This window comes from Euzebyella saccharophila (assembly GCF_014855495.1).
In the GTDB taxonomy this organism is placed as follows: Bacteria; Bacteroidota; Bacteroidia; order Flavobacteriales; family Flavobacteriaceae; genus Euzebyella; species Euzebyella saccharophila.
In genome coordinates, this window is the sequence record NZ_JACYFJ010000002.1 from 901,299 (window position 1) to 927,096 (window position 25,798).

Here is a 25,798-nt window from a genome sequence, read left to right on the forward strand (position 1 = left end):
CATTACCCCAAACCGGAAAAAAGTCTTTTTTCAATTTTATGGAAACCTGATGAAAGTCATAATCTATGCTATAAAGTAAACTTATTTTTACCATTAATAGAGATTGCTCGCAACAAGTAGCAACTTGGTTTTAGTTGTTACCTTGTTTAAGGACTAATTGACTTTAGGGCAGAAAATAAATTCTGTCCCTTTTTACATTTTAATCCAACCCATATAGACTAGGGTGATGTTCTAATACTCGAGAATAATGAACCTAAAAAGACTTCTTGTAATTTTTACTTCCTTGCTAGCAGCTTGTTCCAATACCAGTTTGGTGGAAAACTATAAAAATCCGGATATTGTACTTTTTGATGCCTATAAAGTACTCATCGTTGGTATGGCCCAAAACGAGGAAGCTCGTGCAAATTTTGAAAGCCGACTTAAAAAAGAGTTTGATAAGCGCGGGGTGGAGGCCATGCGGAGTATCGATGTTTTTGACCTTAACTTTACTGATTCCAAAAGAAGTGAGGAGGAACTGGATAATTTTGAACAAAGTTTGTTGGACAAAGGGTTTGACGCCATCCTATTCACCAAAATAACCGGGGCAACAGACCGTACCAGTTTTCGTGAAAGTGTAGCTTCTTGGAGCTCGTATGGTGGGAGCTTTCAAAATGATTATCATGACAACCAATCCATTTACTACGATGCCGATTATTATGACCCGTTTACCATTTACCACGCCCAAACCTCGCTTTATTGTATCTGCGAGGGCAAGGAGCGTTCGTTAATCTGGCGTGGGGCCATAGATATTAATGACCCCAAGAATATTGAAAAAACCACGGATCGGTATGTAGACCTCATTGTTTTGGCTATGGAAAAGCAAGATTTGATTTTTAGGAAGTAACTAATTCTGGGGAGCTAGCTAGTTATTTCTTTTCAATTCATTCGCCCGCATGGGCATGGAATCTATTAATTGAAAAAGCTGTTCCTTAGTTACTAATGAAGATTGACGAAGTTTTACCCCTCCGTCCAAGCCAATTAGGATAACTTCAAAATTTTTTGAAGCTTCTAAAATTTCATCTTTAAATTTAATAGTAATTTTTTCTGTGGTATTTGCATTTGGCTTGGTATAGTTCTTTAACCAAAAGTCATCACCCACAATCTTATAGAGCGCTATTTTTCTTTCTTTTAATTCCGCATCCGTAGTTTCAAATTCTCCCAATTGCTTTTTAAAGAGCTCACTTTTCTTATCTTCAGATTTAATAATCAAAACTCTATTTTTCCATTGATGGGAAGATAAATTTTGGGAATGAAGTGGAGCCATAACGACCAAATTAAATAGTAATAGAATAGGAAGAAAAATGTTTTGGGAAAAAGTACGCACCTTGAAAATTTTACCTTAAAAGTAAAGACAGTATACTTTTTACAATGACTCAATCAATTCATTTTTAAACCAATACCAAAAATTTAGTAATCGGTTCGGTCATTTTTTTCGGCCCAACTTTGAAAAACGGGTAGTGCTTCCTTTCTTAGCAATTGCACAAAAGTCATCTTTCTGGCATCCATATCCTTTTCCAATTCGTCATAGATAAAACGGTCATCAAAATCAATGGCCTTGGCATCTTCCTTGGTGCAAGCAAAATAAACAGCCTTAGGCCTCGCCCAATAAATGGCCCCTAAACACATGGGACAGGGCTCACAGGAGGTATACAGAATACAATCGGTAAGTTGAAACGAACCTAGTTTTTTACAGGCCTCTCGAATAACCACCACTTCTGCATGGGCTGTTGGGTCATTGGTAGAAGTAACCTTATTATGACCTTCGGCAACAATCTCACCGTCTTTGACCACTACCGCTCCAAAGGGACCTCCCGCATTGGAGTTCATTCCTTTAGCCGCCATTTCAATGGCCCTTTTCATAAAAAACTCATGTGAATCGTTCATATAATGAATTGTATTTTCGTTATTTTTTATCAAAGATAGAACTTGCCTTTTACATACTTCCCCTATCCATCAAATGATAAATTATACTCTTGGAAGCAACCAATTAAAATAAATGCATCCTTCTAAAAAAAGCTATGATCAAATACCTATTCATTATCCCCCTATTGTTTTTATCCTTTTGCGAGTCGGACGAAGTAGACTGTTCCACCACTGTATGCGAAGGTGGTATTTCAGAACTCCTTTTTCAGCTACGAGACAGCACTACAAAAGAAAATGTACTTACCAACGAAATTTTGACTTTGGAGGATATTACCTTGGAGGGAAGCAACTCGGCCCAGCTTTCTATTGAAAATATTATAGAAACAGACATGCTCGTTCTAAGAGATAGCAATTGGAAGGAAGATATGTTTTCTTACCAACTCATTATTAAAGATTCTATTATTTACGATTTAGACCTAGAACTAAACCGAACACCTAATGGTGGATGCTGTGGCGGTATCTTAAAGACAAATTCGTTAAAAATAAATGACGAAACAAAGGAGATCCAAGAAATTTATAACGGTAGTATACTTTTGCTTCCCTAGTACGATTTAGCGCCTTCTAAACCTGCCTCCCCGGGGTGGTTTCGCGCCCCCAAACTGGTCAAATTTATAGGTAAAACTTCCCATAAAATAGCGCTGCAACACCGTCCCCTGAAAATCTTGGATAAAGTCTTCGCCCGTAGTTCTTCTGGTGTTGATATTTTGGTCCAAAAGGTCATAGGCCAGAACCTTGACAGTTCCTTTCTTATTAAGGATTTCAAGCCCTAGACTCATATTCCAAAAAACTGCATCCTTTTTAAAACCGTGGCCTACATTTCCGTTGTAGGTATAGCGAATATCATTACCAAAAATCACATTTTTTGGCCAATAGGTCGTCAATCTAAGACTGGCATTCTGAGAAGTGAATTTAATATCCTCTACACGCTCCAAATTGTACTGGGTGTTATTAAAAGAAATACCATAGCCAGGCTCAATCTCCAAAAGCTCCTTGTAATTATAAGTTACGGAAAGGTTGGGAGAAACATCCATACTTTTGGCTTCCAACCTCACCCCATTGGTAAAACTTACCTGTTTGCCAAAGCTCATACCCGGCCTTAAGTTGAATTTGGCCGTAAAAACACTGTCTTTCTTGATCTGTTTGGAATAACCAAATCCCGCCCATCCATTGTAATTTCCATCAATATTGGTAAAACGGGTAGTCCTTAGAAAATTTTCATCTGTTGTGGAGATGGCAGATACCCGGTCTTTTTGAATGTTCATATTGAAATAGACATACACACCGGTTCGATCTTTCCAGTTAAAATCATTGTAATTAAAATTCACATTATGGTTGACCCCCGGAGAAAGTTCTGGATTACCGATAACCACATTGAGTGGATTACTAACATTGGGAACCGGTTGTAATTGATTTACGGAAGGCAAATTTAAATTAGAACGATACCGTGCAAAAATCCGCTTATTTCTGCCCAAAGAATAGCGCATCCTAGCATTGAAAAGCAGATTTTTATACGATTTGGAGAAATTTGAATTTTGCAGAAAATCTTGATTACTCAAATCCGTTAGCTTATACTCCGTTCCAATCCTAAAATTGAGCTTTTCACCATTTCGGCGAATACCTATGGCCGGTGTTTGCTGAATATTTTTAAAATTAAAGTTAGAACTCAATTCTTCGTTGAACAAAATATAATCCCCTTGTTCCTCGTCAAAATCATTTATTTGCTTGCTATTATCCCGGTCTTCATGGCTATAGGAATACTCCAAATCCAAAAAGAATTTTTCGGTAATTGGATGGCGGTACTCTGCCTGTACTTCATAGCTGTTACGTTTATTGCTTACCTCTGTCAGTTGGTTAAGCTCTTGTGTTTCGGCATTATCCCCATACACTTCCCTTAGTGATTCCAAGTTGGAATTATTTCTGTTCTCGTTATTGTTATTGGAAAACCGAATACTTACAAACCTGCCTATTGTATCCAACTTTTTAATAATCTCCAATCTGTTGGAAAAATTTCTTTGAAAGCCGTCACTAACGGTGGTCCTATTGTTTTCATTGATCAAATTACCAGATGCATCCGTAGTTACCGATGTGTTAAAATTATAACTGTCCGTCCTATTGATACTCATAGAAGGTTCAACCGAAATACGTAGGGTTTCATCAATGTCAAATTCCAAATTGGCCGCACCTCTATTGGAATTGGTAGTACCCAAAAAATTGCTCTCACTATCCGAAAAGAAGCGCCCGTCAGGCAAAATATTTTCCCGGTTGGTCTTTTGGTCATTAAAAGAATCGCTGTAACCAAAAAAATAATTCCCATCTACTTCGTATTTTCCTTTTTTGGCATTGGCATAGCTCCCCCCAATATTGGAGGATGTGGTAATTCCATTCCCAAAATTATTGATGAGTCCAGATTCGCGTGCGCCGTCATAACCGCCACGTGTATTACCGACCATATCATAAATTTCATCAAATGAAAAGCCGGAGTTATTGATGTTATTGCTACTGGCAATAAAACTCATTCGCTCCGTATCATTAAAATAGTTGACCAAGCCGTTAAGTTGGTAGCGCTCATTGGTTCCGTAACCAGCAGCCGCCCTTCCCAGTATACCTTTATTCTTATCTTTTTTGATTGTCAAGTTGATAGTCTTGGTTTCCCCATCTCCCTCTTCTCCGGTAAACTCCTGAGTTTTGGTCTTGGAATCCGTAATCTGGATTTTATCTATTACTTCCTTTGGAAGGCTTTTGGTAGCCACCTTGGGGTCATTGCTAAAGAACACCTGCCCATTAACCAACACCTTATTTACCTCTTTCCCATTTACGGTAATCTTTCCGTCACTATCTACATCTACACCCGGAAGCTTTTTTAAGACATCCTCTACATTGGCATCGGGCCTGGTTTTGAACGAATCTGCATTGAACTCAAGGGTATCCTTTTTCACTTGAATGGGCACACGTTCGCCAACCACATTTACCCCTTTCAATTCCTGCGCTTGAGGCTCCATTTGAATGGTTCCTAAATTAATAGACGGTTTTACCTCCAAATTCATGGTTAAAGGTTTGTAGCCGTTATAAGAGACAAAAAGGTTGAATCTTTTTAAGGAGGTACGCTCTTCCAGTTCAAAATACCCGTTCTCATCAGAAATGGTATAAGCTACCAAAACGCTGTCCTTTGGAGACTCTGCATAAATAGTGGTTGCTTCCAACGGGTTTTGGGTACTGGCATCTTTGACCGTACCGGAAATCTTAAATTCTTGTGCCGTTAAAAAGGGGGATAAAAAAATGCACAGAACAAAAGCAAAAAAGGCTTTGTTCATGGGTATATCTGTTTAGTGGTTTTCGTTGTTTTTTGGTATGGACCAAAAATAGAAATCCCTTAACAGTATGTAGTACACTTAACAAAAGTTTGTGTTTTTCACAAAATGTTTGAAAAGGCTAAAAGTGCAGCACCTATTTTTTCCTCATGAAAACCGTAACGGGAACGCCGGTAAAATCAAAATGTTCACGCAATTTATTTTCTAGGAAACGCTTGTACGGGTCGCGAACATACTGTGGTAAATTACAGAAAAAGGCAAACTGCGGATAAGGAGTGGGCAATTGGGTGATAAACTTGATTTTCACGTATTTATCTTTGTATGCAGGAGGTGGAGTTTTCTCAATGATGGGGAGCATGACATCATTTATCTTCCTGGTCTTAATTTTTTTGGAACGATTTTTATATACCTCCACCGCTGTTTCAATGGCTTTATAAATACGTTGTTTGGTCAGGGCCGAAATAAAGATAATAGGCACATCTACAAACGGCTCAATGGCTTTTTTAATCTGCTTGGTGTACTGCTTAATGGTATTGGTCTCTTTATCCTCTACCAAATCCCATTTATTCACTAAAATTACAACGCCCTTATTATTACGCTGTGCAAGCCAAAAAATATTCTCCACCTGCCCGTCAAAACCACGGGTAGCATCAAATAACAAAATACATACGTCACTGTGCTCTATGGCCCTAACGGAGCGCATAACCGAATAGAATTCAAGGTCTTCTTTTACCTTTCTTTTTCTGCGAATACCAGCGGTATCCACCAAATTGAATTCAAAACCGAATCGGTTGTACTTGGTATCAATACTATCCCTCGTTGTACCGGCAATATCCGTCACAATGTAACGGTCCTCACCGATCAAGGCATTGATAAAAGAGGATTTACCCGCATTTGGCCTTCCTACCACAGCAAAACGAGGCAATTCACTTTCTTCATTCACTTTCTCTGGGAGCACTTCCACTAAGGCATCCAAAAGTTCCCCGGTTCCACTACCATTTATACTGGAAAGTGTATAAAACTCACCTAGACCAAGAGCGTAGAACTCCACAGCATCTTCTTCTCTCATGGCGTTATCAACTTTGTTGATTGCCAAGAATACCGGTTTATCCACTCTACGGAGCAATTTTGCTACATCCTCGTCCATACCTGTAACCCCGGTTTCTACATCCACCATAAAAATAATGGCGTCCGCTTCATCAATGGCCAGCTCTACCTGCTTATCAATTTCCTTCTCAAATACGTCATCACTACCCACTACGTAGCCTCCAGTATCAATTAAGGAGAACTCTTTTCCGTTCCAATCACTCTTACCATAGTGCCTATCTCGTGTAACGCCGCTAACGGCATCAACAATAGCTTCCCTCCGCTGGATCAAACGGTTAAAAAAAGTGGACTTTCCCACATTTGGCCTTCCCACAATAGCAACGATAGCGCTCATACCTGCAATAATTTTGCGACAAAAGTACTACTAATATTTTAACGAATTGTGTATCTTCTTCTATCTTAAAAGTCCCTGACCATGAAAGCCTTGCCCAACGACATAGTTTTAAGACCGAGATTTCAATTGGAACTGGCGCAAACGAAGGAAACACTACTGTCCGCCTTTGAGAAATCCGAAGAAAAACCCTTTATTATTAAAAGATTGGACGACCATGTTTTTATTAAATTCAATACAAAACACATACACTTTTGGTCTCCTCAATTACATCTGGAAATTAACGATACCGAAGACGGAAACAGCAAGCTTTACGGACTTTTTGGTCCCAACCCTACCCTATGGACTTTTTTTATGTTCCTGCATTTTGGCGTCGCTACCGTTTTTATCATTTTAGGTATTTGGGCGTATTCCAGCGCCTCATTGAATCGCCCGTATGTACTCCAACTCAGTTTAATGGTGCTTATGGTAATCATTTGGTTGGCACTTTATGCTTTTGGGCGCGTGGGTAAACACAAAGGCAAACCACAGATGCATGAGCTTTACATTTTTATGCAAAGAGTACTTAACGATTCCATGAATCTCAGTTGAATAAAAAAACCCTTACCAGAATGGGTAAGGGCTTCTTGTCCAAAAAAAAGTGTACTAAAAATTTACTATTTAATCTCGTAGATAGAAACAGTATTGCTCACCTCGTTGGTAATAATCAACAAATCTTCCTTAGTAGGACTATCTTTTGCTGGCACTACCAACAAACCTTCGGGAGCTACATCTTGCGCATCAAATACCCAATTGACAAACTCAGGGGCGTACGGATTGGAAATATCGTACACCATCACGCCACCGGTACGCTCCAAACCAACGAACAATAAGGTTGAGCTACCTACTTTTAGGGTAGTGACCGCTTCCGGCTCAGCACCTTTATCGTCGCTACGACCGTCAGCTTCTCCTTCATCGGCGTTGAAATATGAAGGATTCAATTCAAAAGTTTTCCTTCCTAGGTCGTCACCACTATCATATACCTGTGTTCCGTAAGTATCCCATATCGTGAAAGAACGCGCACCGTAAGAATAAATCTTATCAAAATCTCCATCGCCATCGATATCGCCATTGGCTGTCGTGGTTTTTAACCTTCCTAAATTCTCATCCATTTGAAGTTCTTCGGCATTGGGGAAGACGGTGGCATCCAATTCTAAATCTTTTACCCTTTCTTCTTCAGAATAACCGTCGTAATCCCTTGCATCACCCTCATTTGCGGTAATCAAGTATTCGCCTCCTTTAACCTTAGCAAATGCAATGGCATCGGGCATATAGAAACCGTATACCGGCCAATTCTGGAAGTTACCCACCATATCATCCTCATTACTGGCATCCAGACTGTTCATGGGTAATGAATGGTCTTTTGTTCCCAAGCCGTATACATTGGTGATGCTCATGGACTTTAAGTCTACTACCGCAATTCCGTTGTTCTCTTGTAAGGTTATGTAAGCATAACGGCTATCATCAGAAATAGCGACGAACTCTGGCTCTACATCTTGGGCAAAGCTTGCTCCAGGACCAAAAACCCTAAAATCGTTACCGATACCTTCTTGGCTGAAATTGGCAAAGTACAGGGTAGCCACTTCGTTCTTTTTTAAATCGATGACGGAAATAGACCCCTCAGGATCCACCGTATAATCATCATTAGGCTCCCCTTCGTTTGCGGCAACGATATAGTTTCCATTGGGTGAGAAGGCAACCATATCAGGAAGCGCACCTGCGGTATACGCTTCGACCATCTGAAGGGTTTCGGTATCATAGGTTACGATGCTTCCGTTTGCCTGCTTGTTGGCATCTTCGACCGCTACGGCCAATAGGCCTTTGTGAACTGCCACGCTGTTTGGAGTACCATTCAAGGGTATACCCGAAAGTTTTACGGACATAGCCGGATTTGAAATATCCCAAACCGAAACCTCATCTTCATTAGGGTTTACAATAAATAGTTTGTTCGTTTTGGCATCAAAGGCACTGATTTCGGCAAAGCCCTCGTCACCTTCGCCATTAGTAAAGGTTCCTAGTTTCTCAAAGGTAAGGGTGGATACGTCCTTGTCATTATCCTGACCAGGCATACCAATGTAATCTTTAATGCAAGAAGAAAGTGTAGCTCCTGCAACGAGGGCTACCAATAGTGATTTTTTCATATTACGGTATAGTTATTTATCTGAAAACGAATATGATCAAATACCGTAACCAAAAAGTAAGCTCAATAATAAGCTAATGTTATGATTTAGTTTTGGTTGTACCCAAAACGCTTGAGTTGACGTACATCACTACGCCAATTTTTGTTAACCTTTACATAGAGTTCAATATGAACTTGTTTACCAAAAAATTGCTCCAAATCTTTACGGGCTTCTACCCCTACCTTTTTTAGAGCGCTGCCTTTATGGCCTATAATAATTCCTTTTTGGGAATCTCTTTCTACCATAATCACAGCTCGCATGCGAATGATATCTTCATCCTCCATAAATTCTTCGGTTTCAATTTCTACCGAATACGGAATCTCTTTTTTATAATTCAGGAGGATTTTCTCACGGATGGTCTCATTGACAAAAAAACGCTCCGGTTTGTCGGTCAGCTGGTCTTTGGGGTAATAGGCCGGCCCTTCGGGAAGCAATTCAATAATCCGCTCAAATACGTTTTTAATATTAAAATTGCTCAAGGCCGAAATAGGATGAAGCTCTACCGTGGGCAAAAGGTTTTGCCAGTATTGCACTTGCTCCTCCAACAATTCTTGGGTAGCCGTATCCACTTTGTTCAAAAGTAACAGTACCGGAATCTTACTATTCTTTATTTTTTCAAAAAAAGCTTCGTCCTTTAGCGCCTTCTCCCCTATTTCTACCATATAAATAAGTACATCAGCATCTTCAAAAGCCGTTTTCACAAAGTTCATCATACTGGATTGAAGCTCATAGGCAGGTTTGATGATTCCCGGAGTATCGGACAAAATCACCTGAAAATCTTCTCCATTGACAATACCTAGAATTCGGTGTCTGGTGGTCTGTGCCTTGGAAGTAATGATGGACAGTTTTTCGCCCACAAAGGCATTCATCAAAGTAGATTTACCCACATTGGGATTTCCTATAATATTTACAAATCCTGATTTATGCTTCTCCATACCTTATCTTTTGTTAAACCTTGGTTTTGGCAAGTTTCTATCGTACATCACGATACTTCCAGCCACGGCTACATTCAAACTTTTAACCGACTTAAAACGAATCAAATGGTGCGATTTTTTACAGGCCTGAGCGGTGAGCCCGTGGTCCTCTGCCCCTAATAAGTAAACACACCTTCTGGGGTGGTGAAAGGTCTCCAGATCCACCGCATCCTCGGTCATCTCGACCCCTACCAACATGGCTCCTTTTGGTAAATTTCCATAAAAATCGTCAAATGTATCATAGTGGAAATAGGGCATGGCCTTTACCGCATGGTGGGTATCGCTCGACTGTTTGGCGTACCTGTTTCCGATGGTAAAAATAAAACTGGCGCCCAAATTTTGGGCCGTTCGCCAAAGCACCCCTAAATTTTCCGGTGTTTTTCCGTTCTGGATGCCAATTCCAAAAAATTCATGTTCAAAATTATCCGTGCTCACCTTTTAACCTCTGAAAATACTTTTTAGCTTCCTTATTTACTTTAGGAGCCAACAAAAGTACGGCAATCATATTGGGAATTACCATTAATGCATAGGAAAGATCAATGAGGTTCTTTACCAATTCCAGAGATGCCACCGCCGCAAAAACAATCATGATGACGAAGTACCAGTTGTAATACTTACCTATTTTAGGATTCGTTAAAAAGGACAAACACTTCACCCCGTAATAAGAATAGGTAAACAAGGTGGACAAGGCAAAAGCGGTAACGATGAGCATTAATAAATCATCTCCATAACCAAAAAGGGTCTTTTCAAAAGCGGATAGCGTCATAACGATGCCGCTACCATCCTCTAAATAAGCCCCACTTAAAATGATGACGACCGCGGTGAAGGTACATACCAAAATCGTATCAATAAATGGACCTAGCATGGCCACGAGCCCTTCTTTGATAGGACTATCGGTTTTTGACTGGCCGTGATACATGGGGGCACTCCCCAAACCGGCCTCGTTTGAAAACATGGCCCTTCGGATGCCGATAATTACTAGCCCCCAGAAGCCTCCAGTAACCACCGTTTTGAAATTCCAAGCTTCGGTAACGATCATTTTTAAAGAAGGAATTATTTGGGAAGCATTTAAAACCATCACCACCACAACAGCCAATAAATAGACCAAAACCATAAAGGGAACTATGGCCGAGGCAACTTTTGCAATTTTTGTGAGTCCCCCGAAAATAACAAAAGAAGTTACCACGGCAAGCACAAAACCAATACCCAACTGCCAATTGAAGATTCCGAAATTGGCAATGGTCTCATTAGGCTCTATAACGGTCATAAAAGTATCGGTGAACTGGTTTGCCGTAAATACACCTAAAAAGCCAAAAAGTCCGCACACAGCAAAAAACAGGGCCAGAGGCCGAGCCTTCTCCCCTAGGCCTTTTGAGATGTAGTACATGGGTCCGCCTTGCAATTTACCATCGGCATCCGTAGTACGGTACATCACCGCCAAGCTACATGAGTAAAATTTGATACACATGCCAATGAGGGCCGTGACCCAGATCCAAAACACCACCCCCGGACCGCCATCATGAATGGCAATGGCCACCCCGGAGATATTTCCCAATCCCACAGTTGCAGCAACTGCAGCCGATAACGCTTGAAACGAACTCACATCACCCTGTGCTGTTTTGTCATCATATTTACCTGCCGTTATAGCGATTGCATGACCAAAAAAGCGATAGGGTAAAAACTTGGAATAGAAGACTAAGAACAGTCCCCCACCGATTAAAAGAATAAACATGGGCCACTCCGTAAAAGGTAGCGCTCCCGAAATTAGGTCGTTAATTAGTTCCATAGGCAATGTAGCAAGTCTCGAAGGTATACATTTTAGGGGTTTTATGGGCGGATAAAAAAGATTCTGGAATATGTTTTGATAATACAATAAATCGGTTGTATATTTGCTGCCCGTTACGAACAAAGTAGCGGTCTTCTTGGCAGGGTAATGAACTGCAGCAGTAATGCAAGTGAGAAGAAACCCACATCGCGGGGTAGAGCAGTAGGTAGCTCGTCGGGCTCATAACCCGAAGGTCGCTGGTTCGAGTCCAGTCCCCGCTACTACATAACCCATTGATTAACAGCTTTTTAAAACTGTTGTCAATGGGTTCTTTTTTTGATATATTGCAAAGCGCATACGCTACCGCATACAAAAACGGATTGAAGAAGAAAAAATACACGGAACCGAAAATCTACCATGGCGGGGACAATTTTGACCTTTCCAAAAGGTGGTACGTCTATTTTGACTATGCCAGTCCGGACCTTTTTGACAAACTTGGAAATCCCGTGCTGGTCCGTCAAACGCCAGTAACAATGAGCGTCAACAAAAACTACAAAACAAAAAAAGAAAGATTATTTCATCTTGGGATAATCAAGGAGGTTTTGCTGGAAATGCTGAAAGAAGGGTATTCTCCTTACAAAGACAAGCTTAAACTCAATTCAAAATCCTTGGAATATACGGCCGGAGCCGCATTGGATTATGCCTATACCCTAAAACTCAATGAACTTTCTGACACTTCCATTAAAGATTACAAAAGCCGATACAATCAGTTTAAAAAATACCTGAATAAAAAGAACTTGCTCGATAAAAGCATCCTTAGCATTACCAAACAGACCGTCAACAATTATCTACAAAGTATTGTCAAAAAAAGCAGTGCAAGAAACAGGAACAACACCCGCATCGTATTGAGCTCCCTATTTGGTGAGCTTGAAGACAACGATATTATCCCAAGAAATTTTATCGAGAATATCAAAGTACTCAATACAAAATCGGTAAGCCATAAGACCTATTCGTTAGAAATCTTGGAAGGTCTGTTCGCTTTTATCAAAGAAAACGACCCACTTCTGTTGCTTTTCATAAAATTTGTCTCCTATAATTTTCTACGCCCAATTGAGGTATGCAGGCTAAAAGTCAAGGATATTTTTCTTGCTCAAAAGCTATTACGGGTTCAAGCAAAGAACAAACCTGAAAAGACCAAAATTATACCGGATATCGTCCACCATGAAATCAAGGATTTGGACTTCTCCGTACAAAATCACTTTTTGTTTACTCCTGCTGGTATTGGAGAATGGGAAGCTACGGAATCAAGTAGAAGGGATTATTTTACCAAACGGTTTTGGAAACTTAAAAAGAAATACAACGAATATCTTCTTTCACAAGGAAAAACGATGCAATTGGGAGGTGAATATACCATCTATTCTTTCAGGCATACTTTTATAACATTGCTTTTTAGGAAGTTCAGGAAAGAATTTACCTATACAGAAACTTGTGATAAATTGATGCTGATTACGGGTCATTCTACATTGAAGGCACTTAAATCTTATTTGAAGGATATCGATGCGGAACTCCCCGAGGATTATAGCGGTTTGTTATCCTTAACCTAATTCAGGATTAGCTAATGAAAATTACTATTGTAATAATTGAATTTTGTATAGCTAATGACAACGAATCCTATTTTTATAAGTGAAGCTTGCCCATGGAAATGAAAAGGTTTCTATAATGTTTTTTTAGTTTTTCCCTTTCGGTCATTGGTTTTGGTTTATGGTCAGGACATTCCTTGGTTATCTTCTGGGACAGAATAGATTCCAAATCCTCGACGGATAAGCTATCCAACAGGGCATTCAACAATTTATCGCTGACCAAGCCTCCTTCCATGATACATTATAAACTCATTCCTTTTTTCTTCTTCTTCCGCTCCCAACGGTCGAAATCTTCCAGTTCCATCTTGAACGGAGTGAAAGATTCGTCATCTAGGCCATCCTTTTGATTGCCTCCCAAATCGTATTTTGGTTTTTCACTAATTTGGACTGTCCCTCCCTCAGCATCTTTTGCTTTTCCGATAGTGTTCCTTGATGGGCCTGAATCCGGAGCAACAACTCCTTTATTTCCTTGTTCTGCATGATTATTTTCGAGAATAACTGTACGGTCTCTGATTTGTTCATAATCGATTTGTTTTATGATGTTGTTCCATGAATATTTTCGGCCTAGGCTGCTGCCCTTATAAATCACTCCTTCATATTTGAAGGAGATACCGGAAACCCGTCCCGTTGTTTTACTGATATTGAACTTTGGCCAAATATCTCTTGAACGCAATTGATTGAGAAATTCCTCTGTAGTAGCTGAACGTTTTAATGCCTCCCTCAATTGATGTTGAAGCAGGCTTTTAATTGGTGGGTTACCCGTCCTGAGCGATTTCTCTATCTCTTTTTGAGTTAGTGCCGCCTCTCTTTCCAAGCTTGCGTCTGGCAGTTGTGAAAGACCATATTTCTTTTCCAGCTTTCGCACCAAGCGTTCGCTGCGCTCATAGTCTCTGCTATCGCTGACCAATGCTCCGGATAGTTTTACCCTATTGGCAACGATATGGATGTGTTGGTGGCTTTGGTCGTCATGGCGGTACATAATGTATTGGTTGTCATCGAATCCCATTCCCTTTAGATAGTCCAGTCCCATCGAAACGAATTCACTATCACGCATCTTATCGCCAGGCGGCAGGTTCAAGGACACATGATAGACCGCTTTACCAAGCCTAGGGCGTAACTGCCGAACCAAATTGAACTCCTTGGCCATATCGACAGAACTGCCCAAATCAATATTCGCATCCAACACAACGGCCTGGCCCAGCTCCACCTTTTTTTGGTTGTAGGCCAACAGTCCGTAAAAATCCTTTCCCTTTATCTGTTTTGCTATCATTTGTTGGTAATGTTCGACTTTAGTTCCTGTAAAAGGTGCTGTAGCTCTCCCAATTGACGATATAAGATTTTAGGTGAATGCATACGTAAATGGGAATTTTTAGTCAGTTGGTTGATGTTGTTGCCGATTCGGCTCAACTCAATGAACAATCTTCTGTCCTCTGGCGTAACCTTGGTTCTGGGAAGGGGTCTGCCCGTAACTTTTTTCCGGATGTAATCCGGTATGCCCATGCCCAACGTGGCTGCATTTCCGGAGACGATTAGGTATTCATTGACGGTCATGCGTACATTGACCCGTATCGCCTTGAGTGATTCAATATCTTTTTTTGGCCGTGCCATAATTCAGGGGTTTGGGGAGGATCCCCAACAAGCCTCGCGAACAAAGTGAGCGGTTTTTGCTTGCAAAAACATGGCTTGCTACGTGACCTCCGATTAACTTAGGCCAAACCTAAAACATATCGCAAGTCAATAAGGGCTTTGCCGTACACGGAGTGTTGTACGGTAAATCGATTCAGCAGAGTTTTACGTCCTCAAAAAGGATTTTAAGCGAAGCCTCCGCTTCAGGAACCTCAAAGTATCTATGGGATTCCAATACGAGATGCTTTAATGCGGATCTATAGCGTGCCTTGCCATGTGCGTTGTCCTCATAAAAAGTACAGGGGTCTTTAGGATGCACCTCCATGGGCGTTGTAAAGGATTTTACGTCTCTGTTCATATATTCGAACCGTTGGGAAGCCCTTCTGTGGATACCTTGAAGGGTAAGATCTTTGGGATATTTAGGGACATTGTAATAAAGTTCTTCCAAGATTACGATAAAGGCCCTCCTGCGGGAAAGTTTCGGTTTCTGCGAAGCGATGCCGATGGCATTTTGTACCTCGCGTACCAAACGCTCGGCCAATAGGACCTGTGATCGGGAATATTCCTTGCCGTTGACCTCGGGATGTTCCTCCTTGGCCAATTCCTCCAGATAGCTGAGCAGTTTTTCCGACGGAATCATAATTTAGGGCCGCCCCTGCGTTTGTTTATGTTTGGTGTTCGCTCCATGGCATTTACCAAGGCCTTGGCAAGTTTTTCGGACCGGAGGGAGAGGCCCAAAATGTGTTGTTGTGTTATCGAACCCGCCAATAAATAATCGGCCATAGTAGTCTTTTTTGGCCAGAGCTTGGCCTTTACGATAAGATGTAGCAGTAATTGTTCGTGGGCATCGAGACCATAGCGGGCATTTTCCAATTCCTTACCAAGACTTTTGAGATAACCTTCGGGAAAGAGCTTCTTTTCTTTCACGGTTTTCTCCATACTTTCCCATCCGACATGCTTCGATAAATGAGCGGCCATGTAAACTACGGAGAATCGGCCATATTCCCATTTCCGGTACGAGGTGGTCTGATCCAAGAGTTCCATTTCTACAAAATCCACTAGCGGTTCATTGGACAATGGCCGTTTAAAGTCATATTCGATATTTTTTAGTGCTTCCAGCTGTAATTTCGCGGAATTACCCAGGTTGTTCATCAGATGTCTTCCAAAGGTTTGGGACAGGTCAAACAGCGGTTGTTTATCTTCCAGAATTGCCTTTAACAGCAGTTCCCTTTGCTCTTTGGGGACTTCGTCATAATGAAGTCCATACGTAAAGATGGCCGCGATAAGGGTTTTCAGTTGCCCTTCTGAAAGCGCAGACTTTTTGTGGGAAGGGGAATGACCATCCAGTTCACTAATGACTTCCCTGAACGACTGTCGGCCTATCGGCCGACTGAAATCCAGTACTTTATATAGGGTTTCCGACATGGTATAAATTTAATCAATGTAACGGAAAAGATTCAAATAATACATCACTTCGTTCTTGGCCGTATCCACCCTTTTGAAGAGAACATAAATAGCAGAAACTGATTATCGCAATTACCCTCCAAAAGATAGTCTATAACTTCTTCCTTATAAATGGGAAGACCGTACAAATCCATCAAGGTATTCTCCTTGCTATTTTGACTTTACCTGTATGGAAAATTCGTCTTCTGGCATTCCTATTCGTTTTAATTGCCTATTTGTACTTTTTTGGTTTTTCGAAAGAGAATAAAATTAACGGAACAATAATCATTAAAGTAATCATAACGAAAGTGAATGTTCTTATCATGTAGACCACTTTAATCTCATTAACCTCTAATTCAAAAACAAGTGGTGCGATCCAAGAACACAGCGACACGGACATTAATAGGGCGAATATCCTTAAGAAGGTGTCCGAATTAAATTTTTTAATTTTTCCCATAACTCATTGATTCTTTAATCGATAACAAAGATGATTAAATTTAGGTGTTCATATCAAACATCATCCATTATGGATTCCGATTATATAGTCTTTATTCCTATTTGATTCGTTTATATGGTTGTCCTGCCCAAATTGATCTCAACTTTTGGGTAAGGGAAATTCCACTCCCATTCTCCAATCCAAAACATTCATCTTTTCTAAAAATCCTTGGATTCCCTTGACCAAATTTTCATAGGCTGGGGAATCCCCATAAATCATTTGCTCTTGCATGGTTTTATAATCTGCCTTCCAATCGTCCTCATACTCAGGGGGTGGGATGGGCCGTATATCCTGAGGTCGATGCAGATTATAATCGACCCCACCAAGTTTTGTGAATACATATCTATGATTTACAATGGTTTCATATAAACCTTTGTCGTGGATGGCATTGACCGCAAATTCCGTTTTCGATAATTGGAAAATATCGTACAAATGACGGCTTAGCCTATCCACCCTTATCTTTTCCTTGGGACGTTGGAATTCCTCATGCAATAGAAAAAGTTTTTCTAAAAAAGTCCTTTCAGGGGTTACGGATGGAACCTTTACTGGAGGCGCTACAAATTCGGCATCGGGATATTCTTCGTCCACAAAGGAGCTTATCGGTTTTGATTGAAATGGTTCCCTTAGAGAACGACAGCCAATTTCAACTTGTACCCTTGGTTGGATGTATCCGGGGGATTTGGTCAGAAATGGATAATAGATTTCTATGATACGAGGGTCTTGGTCGCTTGATTCGGCCGGAATGATATTGAAACCCACATCCTTAAATCCATTGCTCTTAAATCGCTGCTGCAACTCTGGATAAAATTTCCCTGAAATATAGGAACTCGTTTCTTTCCTCAGCTTGGTCAGCTGTTTTTTTGATAGCTCCCCTGAATATCCAAAAAATCCCCGGTCAACGGCAAGGTCGATATCTTCGCTAAATCGATCGATCAGTTTCCAAGCCTTGCTTAGCGACGTCCCGCCCTTAAAGACCAAATGTTCCGCTATCCCCATTTCAAATATTATTCCCAATGTACTGACGACCCACCAGTCCTTTTCAACCGCAAAATCTGGTATTCCCGTTTTGCCTTCTACATTTTTAAAGATGGCAAGCCTATCTTCTTTGGGTATATCGTAAAATTTCATTTTATTCATTTTTATTCATTGTCCAAGCTCTTTTCCATAATTTTCCGAATCCATGCCGGGGCCAGTGCTATATCGTGAAGCAGGTCTTTTTGGTCTTCTTTTTTCAAGAGGGCTATTATTTTAGATTCTTCCTCGTCCGTTACTTGTTCCTTTCCAATCTCGCGAAGGGCCTGTATGACAAGTCTGCTTATCTCTCCCTTGGCCGATAAATTCTTGGGAGTGGTCTTCTTTAGTTTTATGCTTCGTTTCCCCAATTTTATTTCCCGGGGAGCTCCATCGGTAAGAAAGACAAGTTTCATGGGTACCTGTGTGCTAAGCCCCAATGCACTTAAAGCATATACCCCGGTAGGTACCAACCTGATCTTGTCCCTTTTGGCTATGGCCATGGCAATCTCCTCTGCCGTTGGCAATACCTCTCCCGCATATTTACTTATCTTGGGACGGACATAGATTCCTTGGGCCACTCTTTTTATATAACCTTCTTTTTCAATCCTGTGGAGGGCCAACCGTATAGCTTCAGATGAACCTAATCCCCGAAAATCATCGGGGAACACTAATTCTCCCCGCTCCTTTTTGGAAATGGATTTTTTTATTTTGGACTCAACACTCTGCATAACACATTCATCTTATCTGTAACAAATTTAGTAAATTTTTGTTACAATATACTTTTGGGATAATTATTCTATTCCTACCATAATTGCGTTCCAACTTGTTTACCTAAAAAAATCGGCCAAATATCTTACACACAGAAATGGATGGTAAAAACATTGAACAAAAATCTTATACGAATGGAACTACAAAACACGTTCCGCAAAGGTATGGGACCCCGATAGGGGCTTCCATACTTTTGCATCCCGTTTCGAGGGGGTTGAAAATCAGTAGCCGGAAAGACGACCGAATGCGAGCCAGCGCAGCGTGCTCGCTCGGTCAGGCTTGAAGGTGGAGGGTTTTCAATTCCCGCAGAAACCATGGGGAGGGAGAGAAAAAGACGAACCAATAAGAACGATCATTCCAATGGTAAGATCAGGAATATGGCCTCGGCCATCTTTTAGCGATATAATATCCCCAGACCGATAGTTCCATTGCACCGAAGAGCCATACCAGATCTTTTATAAATGGAATGCCGACCATGATGAAAAGAAAAAGTAGAAACGGTATTCCCAAAAAACGTTTGAGCCTGAGAATTCCCTGTAAAATAATCCATATAAAAATAATGAATCCCAAAAAGGGAAGTTTTTCGTAAAGAATTTCAAGCGATAGCATGTATATTGGATTTTATGGGAAGCGGATTCGTCCTGCCCGTTTCAAGGTTTACGAATGCCCCGTGATATTTGATTTTTTTGTTCGTTAGTAGTTCATAAAGGCAATGGACGGCCATCGATGACAGGGCATCATTGATGAACAGCGATTGTTCCTGCAACTTGTCCGCATAGCTACATCCCATTCCCTGTTCGACCTCTTTTTCCATCGCCAATAGGTCGGGGAACAAATCAACGATATGATATAACTTTTGGTTTTGCACCTCCCCATTCGAAGGCCGATCATTGTGTTGCAGATTTCCGAGGACATACTGACCAAAGTATTTTCCGTTGCCCAGATCCAACCAATAATGTTGGTTCTCATAGGGATAGGAACTTGAGTGTGGGTGTTCCAAAACCTTTGCCAGTTCCAACCGAAAATCGGCACCGTCCACACAGCTAATGATCAAATTGGCGTGCAATCTTTTATCGTCCGCACCTATCCGTTCGGGAACGGCATCCCATTGCAGTCCGAAGGTATGGTTGACCTTGGTTACGGCACAAATGGCCTTGTTGCCCCCAACGTCCTGTGGGGCATAGAGCTGTCGGCCCACGTTCGAGGGCTGTACCAAGTCCCCGTCGAAAACGGTCACATAGAGGCCTGGATGCCCCAACTGCACCAAGGCATGGTCGAGCCTTGACAAACGTGCCAATATAAGGGAACCGTTGCCCCCTGCCCCGACCAATGCAATGGTAATGGGATGTGTGGGAGCGAAAAAATAATTCGGGGCGTAGTGAAAATCAGTTTTCATAGACATGCTGTAAAAGTTGGTGGTTCGCGAGTAAAAGGGACTCCTCGAAATTCTGTATTCCCTGCATTTGGAGCATTAACTCCGTGTAGTTTCCGTTGAGCAGATGGTCGTGGTTTGTATGGGTAAACACGGACAGGAAAAATTGCTTTTCCACAAAGGCAATGATGTCCTCATAAAAGTCCAAATGGCGATATTGCAACATCGCATCGCCCATGCACACCTTTCCAGAGGCATAGACGTTCATAAAAGGGGCATGGTAGAGTTCCGTGCCGTCATGGATCGGCTTTTTTCGTGTTATGGCAAAAACGGAAAGCGATTCCCCCGAAAGGGAAAATACCAATTTGGGTATGGGATATGTTCCCGTAGGTATGTCCAATTGCTCCTTAAAAAGAAGCCTTTCCGTGGTTCGGTCGCAAGACCAGACCAACTGCAACGTCCCCTTGTCCCTGAAATAGAGCAACTGTTTGGGCAACCGGCCCTTAAAGGAAAACTCACTTTGGTCCACATCGACCAATTTGAGCATGTCCCTTACCATATCCATGGTAAGCGGGGACCCTACCCCCAATTTCCCATTTCGAACGGTATGCCTTGAAAAGTAACATTCGTCCCGTCCGTAATACCCGTTTATGGCCTCATAACCTATGATGGCTATTTTGGGTTCAAAATGAAATTTCGGGTTGTGAAGGGTGCATTCTTCCATCAGAGTTTTTTTAAGAGTTCGTTCAAAAGATCCATAAAATTGAAAACGGCATTTACCTGCCCTTCCTCTCGCATTACAAAGGGTTTGATATCGTTCCCAAGGGTAAGGGATGTGTCGTAGATGGTATGGGAGTAGCCGTACTGTGCGATCTCGTTTACAAAGTTGATATAGCCATTCTCCAATTGGGAATCCTCCCTATCCAAAAAGACGATCAGGTCGTCCACTTCCATATCCATGTCATCTTCCAAAAAACATAGGTTGGCAAAGGCATTGAAATCAATGATAGGGGCTTCCAAAAGCAAATCCCGTATCATTTTGAACAAGGTGTTCTTTGGACGGTAGCCACGCATACAGGCCAGCCAATCGAAATCCTCGTACTCCGCATAATCGGAAGCATGGGCCTCGATAAAGCACAGGACGCATGGCCCCTCGGCACAACAGTCTGTCTCGGGGTCGGATTCGGATTCCGAAACCCCCAACGACCATTCGAACAAGCATTCCAAGAGGTAGCCCATCCGCTTGAATACATTGTCAAAGGGCAATGAATGCACAAAGGACAGCAGGCTAGCGAACAATTTTGGACTGCGGATTCGCAGCGAAAATATGGGGGCCATTGGAATCGCCCAAATATGGTGTGCCTCAAAAACGGGTTTCATGACAAGGATGCCATCATTTCCCTCTTGTGTACATACCTCCTTTACCAGTGCATCGGGAATTTCCATGTGCAATCGTTGCAATTGTCCGAAGAACCGCATTTCAGGCCTCCCTTCCGTCAAGGCGGATGCCTTGCCCGTAAGCGTATCCAATGCATTTTTCGTCAGGGTGCCTAGCATGTCCCATCGATTTTCGTCCCCACCGTCGAATACCTCGAATCGGGGCAAGATCGGAATGGTCAGGTCAGAAAAAAACGATCCCCTTGTTGGACGTGTTTGGCTCTTCGGGTTCCCGATGATGGCTTTGTCCGTGAATCCAGAATGCCGAACAAGGCCTTGTGGAAGTGCGACAGTTCCCTTTTTGATGGTATGTGCTTCTTTTTCATTCATCGCTATCCTTTGGTTCCCGCTATGGTCTTGAACATAATTTCATGACGCCCGTCGACAATGCCGTTATCCACGATCTTGGCGTTGGTCAGTTCGGGATACACCGAGGCATAGTGATCTTTGATCCGCTCCGGTGTCCAATTCAGGTCGATGTCGTCCAAGACGGATTCCCCCGAGACGTTTTTTATCATAAATTTTCGTTCCAATCCTAATACTTCCATAATGCTTGTGGGTTAAAAAAAGGTGGGTTGTTGATAGGCTTTCATATCCTCGATGGTCTTTTTTGCCAAAGCGTCGTTTTCATCGAGTTCCAGTACTTTGTTGGCCAGATTCACGGCCTTCCTGTGTTCAGCCATTGGGTTAAAGTTCTTGTCCTTCACCAGTTCCTTTAGGTCGGACAGCGCCTTTTTCTTTTTCTCCTTGCGGTCGTTCGCCATTTTGGTCTTTTCCTCTGCCTTTTTCAAGTTGCTGAGATAGCCGTTGGCATTGTCGAACAGGACTTTTGTTTCCTGCATGGGTTTCCCCAACCGTTCCAAAAAGACGGTATCGATTTCCTCGATGCTGCCCTTGAGCGTGAAGGGCCGTATCGCTTTTAGGGCGTTATCCCCCTCCGATGCCTTTGGGAGTAGCGAGACCGCACAGTCCGTACCGTGAAAGGAGACCGATATGGAGAATTGCCCGATGCCCGTCTTGCCCAAAGATTTAAAGAATGTTTCCATAGATTTTGCTTTTAATTGTTGTTACAAGATACCCTCAAGAATCTTCTAATCATTGAAAATTAAGGATTTAAACCACAATCGACTTCTTCTTCCCCTCACCACAAAATACGCCCCGAAGGGGCGTTGGAACCGGTGTCCGCTTATTGGAGGCGGGCGGGAATCATTGCAAATTTTTGGATGGACTTTAGGTAACCGTAAAAATTTTTGCGGAAGTAGTTTACGGTATCTATGGCAGGCTGTGTTGCATACGAAGTAGGGCTTTCGTTAATTCATGCGCTTTTCGTAGTTGATAACTGAGATGTATAAATCCATAGGAAATTTAAATAGAATCCCATTTGTGACTTAAGACCATTCCTCTTAATCTGTGAAAAACATTTAAAGCAGAAAGGTTGGAGTCTACAACATCCGAAAAATCCCTGTCTTTTCCTCGTATTCCATTGTCATTAAAATATTTGGTAAGTCTATCGGCTCCTTCCAGTCTTAATTTAATGGATTCCTTAGTCTCAATATAAGATTCTTTCACGGTATTTTGGGCTTGCATTCGTAAACATTGTAGATAGTGCCGGAAAGACTCTCGGTCGCCATATTTGACAGTTGTTGGTTGCGCACCAGAAAAGAGAATATCGGCATAACCAGAAAGGTTTTCTGTATCCGTTCTTAAATCACTCAAAATACCCAAACGTCTCGCAATATCTAAAAACGGTATTTGATATTCCGATAGGCTCTGAGGACAATAGTACCATGTTGACCTCCTACTAACAGAATCCTCCGGATTGTTGAACTTATTGGCATTAAAGCTCCTAACATTGAGCCAATTTCCGGATGCTATTGCATCGGTTTTCGTAAGTGCCAAATTGAGCATTTGATGATTGGCGTAGCCAACAACAACCTGTTTACCTTGAAGTTTTAAACCTGCGGTTAAATCCATTAGATTGACAAGCCAATTTGGGTTGTCAACCAAATAGCGATTGTTAGATGGTTCTGGTACCACATAGCAGCCTTGCACATTCCAAGTATCCATATATTCTAAAACATCGTGAATTGCCTCCTCAGAATTCATAGCTTCTTGAGATAAACACAAAGTGAAATAAATGTTTTCATGAACATTTAAATTTTGTGCTTCATTGATAATTAAAGTATGGTAGTTATACCAATTATCATTGATTTCAGAGCTTCTGCTTCCCGGTAGGATGAAAAATGGCGTTTCATAAGGGCTATTATACTCGTCCCTTAATACTGCGAGCATTCTTCTGACGTCGACCGAATTAAAAAGAGCTGTTGAATAATCCGATGGCCAAAACGAATGGGATGTCAATCTTCCATGGTCAGCGTGCGGCACATAAAATTGAGGATCAAAGACAACTTGACCACCTACTTTATGTATGTCCGGAACAAAACCGTTCATTTGATCTATGTCTTGATCCCTTGGACTCAAAATTACAGTGCCTGATTGCCAGTTCTTAATAAGGTGCTTGCAATGCGCCATCATTCCATATCCAAATTGAAGGTATAGTTCCATTTAATTTAAAGTAAGTGTTTCCTTTAAAGTGTCAAAAACAATTTTTGCCTCATTAGCCGTATTCGGCCTTCTATTTCTTCGATGGTCTCCTAAAAGACTAATAAAGGTAGAGAGTTGGAATTGTCCATCGCCTTCTATTCTCAGAGGCGGTAAAGATATATTCTCCAGTTTTCTAAGAACCTTAAAAATATCATTATCGACATCGACCATATAAAAATTTTGCCCCCTTAACAATTCATAACAAACCACCCCTATTGAAAAAAGGTCTGCGCGTATATCAATATCTTTTTTATAGTTTCTAAATTGTTCTGAGGATGCGTAACCCACTGTAAATAGGCCAAAGGGGTCATCAGACTTGGTTATGGATTCTAGATCAAGGTGTCTTGCTATTCCAAAATCAAGAAGCCAAAAGTTGTCATCATCGTCGAGGATAATATTCTCTGGTTTAATATCCCTATGCACCAGTTGTTTGTTTTCGGAATGAACAGCTATTTCGAGCATAGTGTCCAAAAACCGAACAATATCATTTATTAGGAACTTTCTGCCGTCATTTATGGCGTCCCTTAGATTTTGCCCTGAAATGTACTCTTCGACAATCCAAATAAATTCTGGGTCAGCTTCTTCGCAATTATGAGCGATGATTCTAGGTATATTCGGAGATTCGTCTAGTACGGATACCGCTCTTATTTCCCTTTTTGTTCGCTCTAAACTGTCAGAATTTGGAAAAACTTTCTTGAATACGATTTGACCATGTTCATCATGTGTACCTTGGAAAACTTCCTTTTGCCCCCCTTTTTTGATTAGATTTAAATCCTTTAATTCTTCTATCATAAAACTTACAAAGCTGATGCCAATTGACGGCCTATATATTCATTGATAATCCAAGAGAAATAAGACCCAGGTAGTTTGGCTTTTTTTGCCCTTACCTTCAATTTTGCGCCGTCTTCACTTTGAGATAAAATTCCAAGGTTGCCATTGATCGAAGACACTACATTCTCGGTTATGGTTTTATCAGGAAGCAACACATAAGAATGTGAGGAAAAGTTTTCATTTAACTGTGCTTGCTTAAACGCATTCTTCCAATCACTCATTTTAGCTTCGATGGAAATGATTTCACGTACAAAAAAGGAATTTTCAAAATCCTTTATTCTGGCAGTCATTCCGTTAAAGAATATAAGCTCTGCTTGCACCAGCTTTTTAAGGGATTTCTGAGCGGATTTTTCGGAGTACCCAAGTTGTTGAAGTATTCTTTTAAAACGGATACCTCTTTTACCATTTGAAGAAATATGGTGCAGGATTTTAATGTCTGTTTTATCGAGTTTGTTTCGCTTTGGCGACCAATCACTTTTATTAACATCTTCCCATACCACAATCAGAATATCTGGGATTCCTGTCTCAGCATAAACTTCCTTCATTATTTTAAACTTGTAATTTTTCTTCTCAAAGTTGTGAGTGTATTGATTTAGAAAAGTATTGACCAAGTCATTTTCAGGGCCTTCTTTTTCTTTCCTAAAGTTAAATTGCAAGTTATTGAGCATATAAATTTTGTTTTGAACAAAGATAACAACCTAAAGATAATTCCTTTTTTGTATTTGAACAGGATAATAAAAATAAAGAGTTTATCGCTCTTTGTTTTCAAAGAAAGTGCTAATAATAGGTTCTGAAAGGGTTAAATGAAATTTCTCCCTATTATATGCCGGACAAACAACTCCAATTTAATTTGAACTTCACAATCTCAGGAATCTCTGTAAGTTGCTTTTTAAAACAACCG

The 25,798-nt window shown here is 41.2% G+C and carries 27 protein-coding genes and 1 tRNA gene; 5 read left to right on the top strand and 23 right to left on the bottom strand.

The features are described from left to right. The first annotated feature begins 247 nt into the window (after window positions 1–247). Window positions 248–883, top strand: coding sequence for a hypothetical protein (locus IL355_RS10295; RefSeq protein ID WP_192462057.1), 636 nt, complete (start codon window positions 248–250; stop codon window positions 881–883). An 18-nt stretch (window positions 884–901) separates the two neighbouring features. Here IL355_RS10295 and IL355_RS10300 read toward each other — a convergent pair whose 3' ends face one another. Then, window positions 902–1,303: a DUF4174 domain-containing protein gene (locus IL355_RS10300; RefSeq protein ID WP_192462058.1), complete on the bottom strand. Its 402-nt coding sequence runs from the start codon at window positions 1,301–1,303 to the stop codon at window positions 902–904. Between the two features lie 143 nt (window positions 1,304–1,446). Next, the gene (locus IL355_RS10305) at window positions 1,447–1,923 is read right to left on the bottom strand and encodes a nucleoside deaminase (RefSeq protein WP_192462059.1); all 477 of its coding nucleotides are present in this window, start codon (window positions 1,921–1,923) and stop codon (window positions 1,447–1,449) included. A gap of 134 nt (window positions 1,924–2,057) precedes the next feature. On the opposite strand from IL355_RS10305, the gene IL355_RS10310 reads away from it, so the two are divergent. Further along, complete coding sequence (locus tag IL355_RS10310; RefSeq protein WP_192462060.1) at window positions 2,058–2,507, top strand: hypothetical protein; 450 nt, start codon at window positions 2,058–2,060, stop codon at window positions 2,505–2,507. Between the two features lie 6 nt (window positions 2,508–2,513). Here the strand turns inward: IL355_RS10310 and IL355_RS10315 are convergent, their stop codons facing one another. After that, complete coding sequence (locus tag IL355_RS10315) at window positions 2,514–5,273, bottom strand: outer membrane beta-barrel protein (protein WP_192462061.1); 2,760 nt, start codon at window positions 5,271–5,273, stop codon at window positions 2,514–2,516. A 133-nt stretch (window positions 5,274–5,406) separates the two neighbouring features. Next, window positions 5,407–6,711, bottom strand: coding sequence for a ribosome biogenesis GTPase Der (gene der / locus IL355_RS10320; protein ID WP_192462062.1), 1,305 nt, complete (start codon window positions 6,709–6,711; stop codon window positions 5,407–5,409). Window positions 6,712–6,792: 81 nt separating this feature from the next. On the opposite strand from der, the gene IL355_RS10325 reads away from it, so the two are divergent. Continuing rightward, entirely contained in the window at window positions 6,793–7,299 is a 507-nt protein-coding gene (locus IL355_RS10325; protein WP_192462063.1) for a GTP-binding protein, read from the top strand. A 65-nt stretch (window positions 7,300–7,364) separates the two neighbouring features. Here the strand turns inward: IL355_RS10325 and IL355_RS10330 are convergent, their stop codons facing one another. The 4 genes from IL355_RS10330 to IL355_RS10345 form a co-directional block, all read right to left on the bottom strand. Then, a complete protein-coding gene (locus IL355_RS10330; RefSeq protein ID WP_192462064.1) occupies window positions 7,365–8,888 on the bottom strand; it encodes a choice-of-anchor I family protein in 1,524 nt (507 codons plus the stop codon). A gap of 86 nt (window positions 8,889–8,974) precedes the next feature. Continuing rightward, on the bottom strand, window positions 8,975–9,862 hold the full coding sequence (gene era / locus IL355_RS10335) for a GTPase Era (RefSeq protein ID WP_192462065.1): 888 nt from the start codon (window positions 9,860–9,862) through the stop codon (window positions 8,975–8,977). 3 nt (window positions 9,863–9,865) lie between these two features. Continuing rightward, on the bottom strand, window positions 9,866–10,336 hold the full coding sequence (locus tag IL355_RS10340; protein WP_192462066.1) for an RNA methyltransferase: 471 nt from the start codon (window positions 10,334–10,336) through the stop codon (window positions 9,866–9,868). Further along, a complete protein-coding gene (locus IL355_RS10345; RefSeq protein WP_192462067.1) occupies window positions 10,323–11,687 on the bottom strand; it encodes an alanine/glycine:cation symporter family protein in 1,365 nt (454 codons plus the stop codon). Before IL355_RS10345 ends, IL355_RS10340 begins: the two co-directional genes overlap by 14 nt. 187 nt (window positions 11,688–11,874) lie before the next feature. Between IL355_RS10345 and IL355_RS10350 the strand changes: the two genes are divergently transcribed. Both IL355_RS10350 and IL355_RS10355 read left to right on the top strand, forming a co-directional pair. Next, window positions 11,875–11,947 (top strand) — tRNA-Met (locus IL355_RS10350). Between the two features lie 42 nt (window positions 11,948–11,989). Further along, window positions 11,990–13,270, top strand: coding sequence for a tyrosine-type recombinase/integrase (locus IL355_RS10355; protein WP_099545125.1), 1,281 nt, complete (start codon window positions 11,990–11,992; stop codon window positions 13,268–13,270). 73 nt (window positions 13,271–13,343) lie between these two features. Here IL355_RS10355 and IL355_RS10360 read toward each other — a convergent pair whose 3' ends face one another. The 15 genes from IL355_RS10360 to IL355_RS10430 all read right to left on the bottom strand — a co-directional run bounded on the left by IL355_RS10360 (window position 13,344) and on the right by IL355_RS10430 (window position 25,565). Beyond that, window positions 13,344–13,541, bottom strand: a complete 198-nt coding sequence (locus IL355_RS10360) for a hypothetical protein (RefSeq protein ID WP_099545123.1) — start codon at window positions 13,539–13,541, stop codon at window positions 13,344–13,346. Window positions 13,542–13,547: 6 nt separating this feature from the next. Continuing rightward, on the bottom strand, window positions 13,548–14,576 hold the full coding sequence (locus IL355_RS10365) for a relaxase/mobilization nuclease domain-containing protein (RefSeq protein ID WP_099545121.1): 1,029 nt from the start codon (window positions 14,574–14,576) through the stop codon (window positions 13,548–13,550). Next, window positions 14,573–14,914 (bottom strand): plasmid mobilization protein, encoded by a 342-nt coding sequence (locus IL355_RS10370; protein ID WP_099545120.1) that lies wholly within the window; start codon window positions 14,912–14,914, stop codon window positions 14,573–14,575. Before IL355_RS10370 ends, IL355_RS10365 begins: the two co-directional genes overlap by 4 nt. Before the next feature lie 172 nt (window positions 14,915–15,086). After that, window positions 15,087–15,572 (bottom strand): hypothetical protein, encoded by a 486-nt coding sequence (locus tag IL355_RS10375; protein ID WP_099545118.1) that lies wholly within the window; start codon window positions 15,570–15,572, stop codon window positions 15,087–15,089. Continuing rightward, a complete protein-coding gene (locus tag IL355_RS10380) occupies window positions 15,569–16,357 on the bottom strand; it encodes a hypothetical protein (RefSeq protein WP_099545116.1) in 789 nt (262 codons plus the stop codon). The genes IL355_RS10375 and IL355_RS10380 overlap by 4 nt, the downstream gene beginning before the upstream one ends. 613 nt (window positions 16,358–16,970) lie before the next feature. Then, window positions 16,971–17,999: a nucleotidyl transferase AbiEii/AbiGii toxin family protein gene (locus tag IL355_RS10385; protein WP_225621182.1), complete on the bottom strand. Its 1,029-nt coding sequence runs from the start codon at window positions 17,997–17,999 to the stop codon at window positions 16,971–16,973. Between the two features lie 11 nt (window positions 18,000–18,010). Beyond that, entirely contained in the window at window positions 18,011–18,613 is a 603-nt protein-coding gene (locus IL355_RS10390) for an AbiEi antitoxin N-terminal domain-containing protein (protein ID WP_094997573.1), read from the bottom strand. 635 nt (window positions 18,614–19,248) lie between these two features. After that, complete coding sequence (locus IL355_RS10395) at window positions 19,249–20,049, bottom strand: PRTRC system ThiF family protein (protein ID WP_158657149.1); 801 nt, start codon at window positions 20,047–20,049, stop codon at window positions 19,249–19,251. After that, complete coding sequence (locus IL355_RS10400; RefSeq protein ID WP_099545115.1) at window positions 20,039–20,749, bottom strand: hypothetical protein; 711 nt, start codon at window positions 20,747–20,749, stop codon at window positions 20,039–20,041. Before IL355_RS10400 ends, IL355_RS10395 begins: the two co-directional genes overlap by 11 nt. After that, a complete protein-coding gene (locus IL355_RS10405) occupies window positions 20,749–21,792 on the bottom strand; it encodes a hypothetical protein (RefSeq protein WP_094997570.1) in 1,044 nt (347 codons plus the stop codon). The genes IL355_RS10400 and IL355_RS10405 overlap by 1 nt, the downstream gene beginning before the upstream one ends. A 2-nt stretch (window positions 21,793–21,794) precedes the next feature. Further along, a complete protein-coding gene (locus IL355_RS10410; RefSeq protein ID WP_094997569.1) occupies window positions 21,795–22,010 on the bottom strand; it encodes a PRTRC system protein C in 216 nt (71 codons plus the stop codon). Window positions 22,011–22,022: 12 nt separating this feature from the next. Continuing rightward, window positions 22,023–22,508 (bottom strand): hypothetical protein, encoded by a 486-nt coding sequence (locus IL355_RS10415; protein WP_094997568.1) that lies wholly within the window; start codon window positions 22,506–22,508, stop codon window positions 22,023–22,025. A gap of 319 nt (window positions 22,509–22,827) precedes the next feature. Continuing rightward, window positions 22,828–24,027 (bottom strand): hypothetical protein, encoded by a 1,200-nt coding sequence (locus IL355_RS10420; protein ID WP_099545113.1) that lies wholly within the window; start codon window positions 24,025–24,027, stop codon window positions 22,828–22,830. Then, the gene (locus IL355_RS10425; RefSeq protein WP_094997566.1) at window positions 24,028–24,858 is read right to left on the bottom strand and encodes a serine/threonine protein kinase; all 831 of its coding nucleotides are present in this window, start codon (window positions 24,856–24,858) and stop codon (window positions 24,028–24,030) included. Window positions 24,859–24,863: 5 nt separating this feature from the next. Beyond that, complete coding sequence (locus IL355_RS10430; RefSeq protein WP_099545112.1) at window positions 24,864–25,565, bottom strand: AsnC family protein; 702 nt, start codon at window positions 25,563–25,565, stop codon at window positions 24,864–24,866. Between the last annotated feature and the right edge of the window lie 233 nt (window positions 25,566–25,798).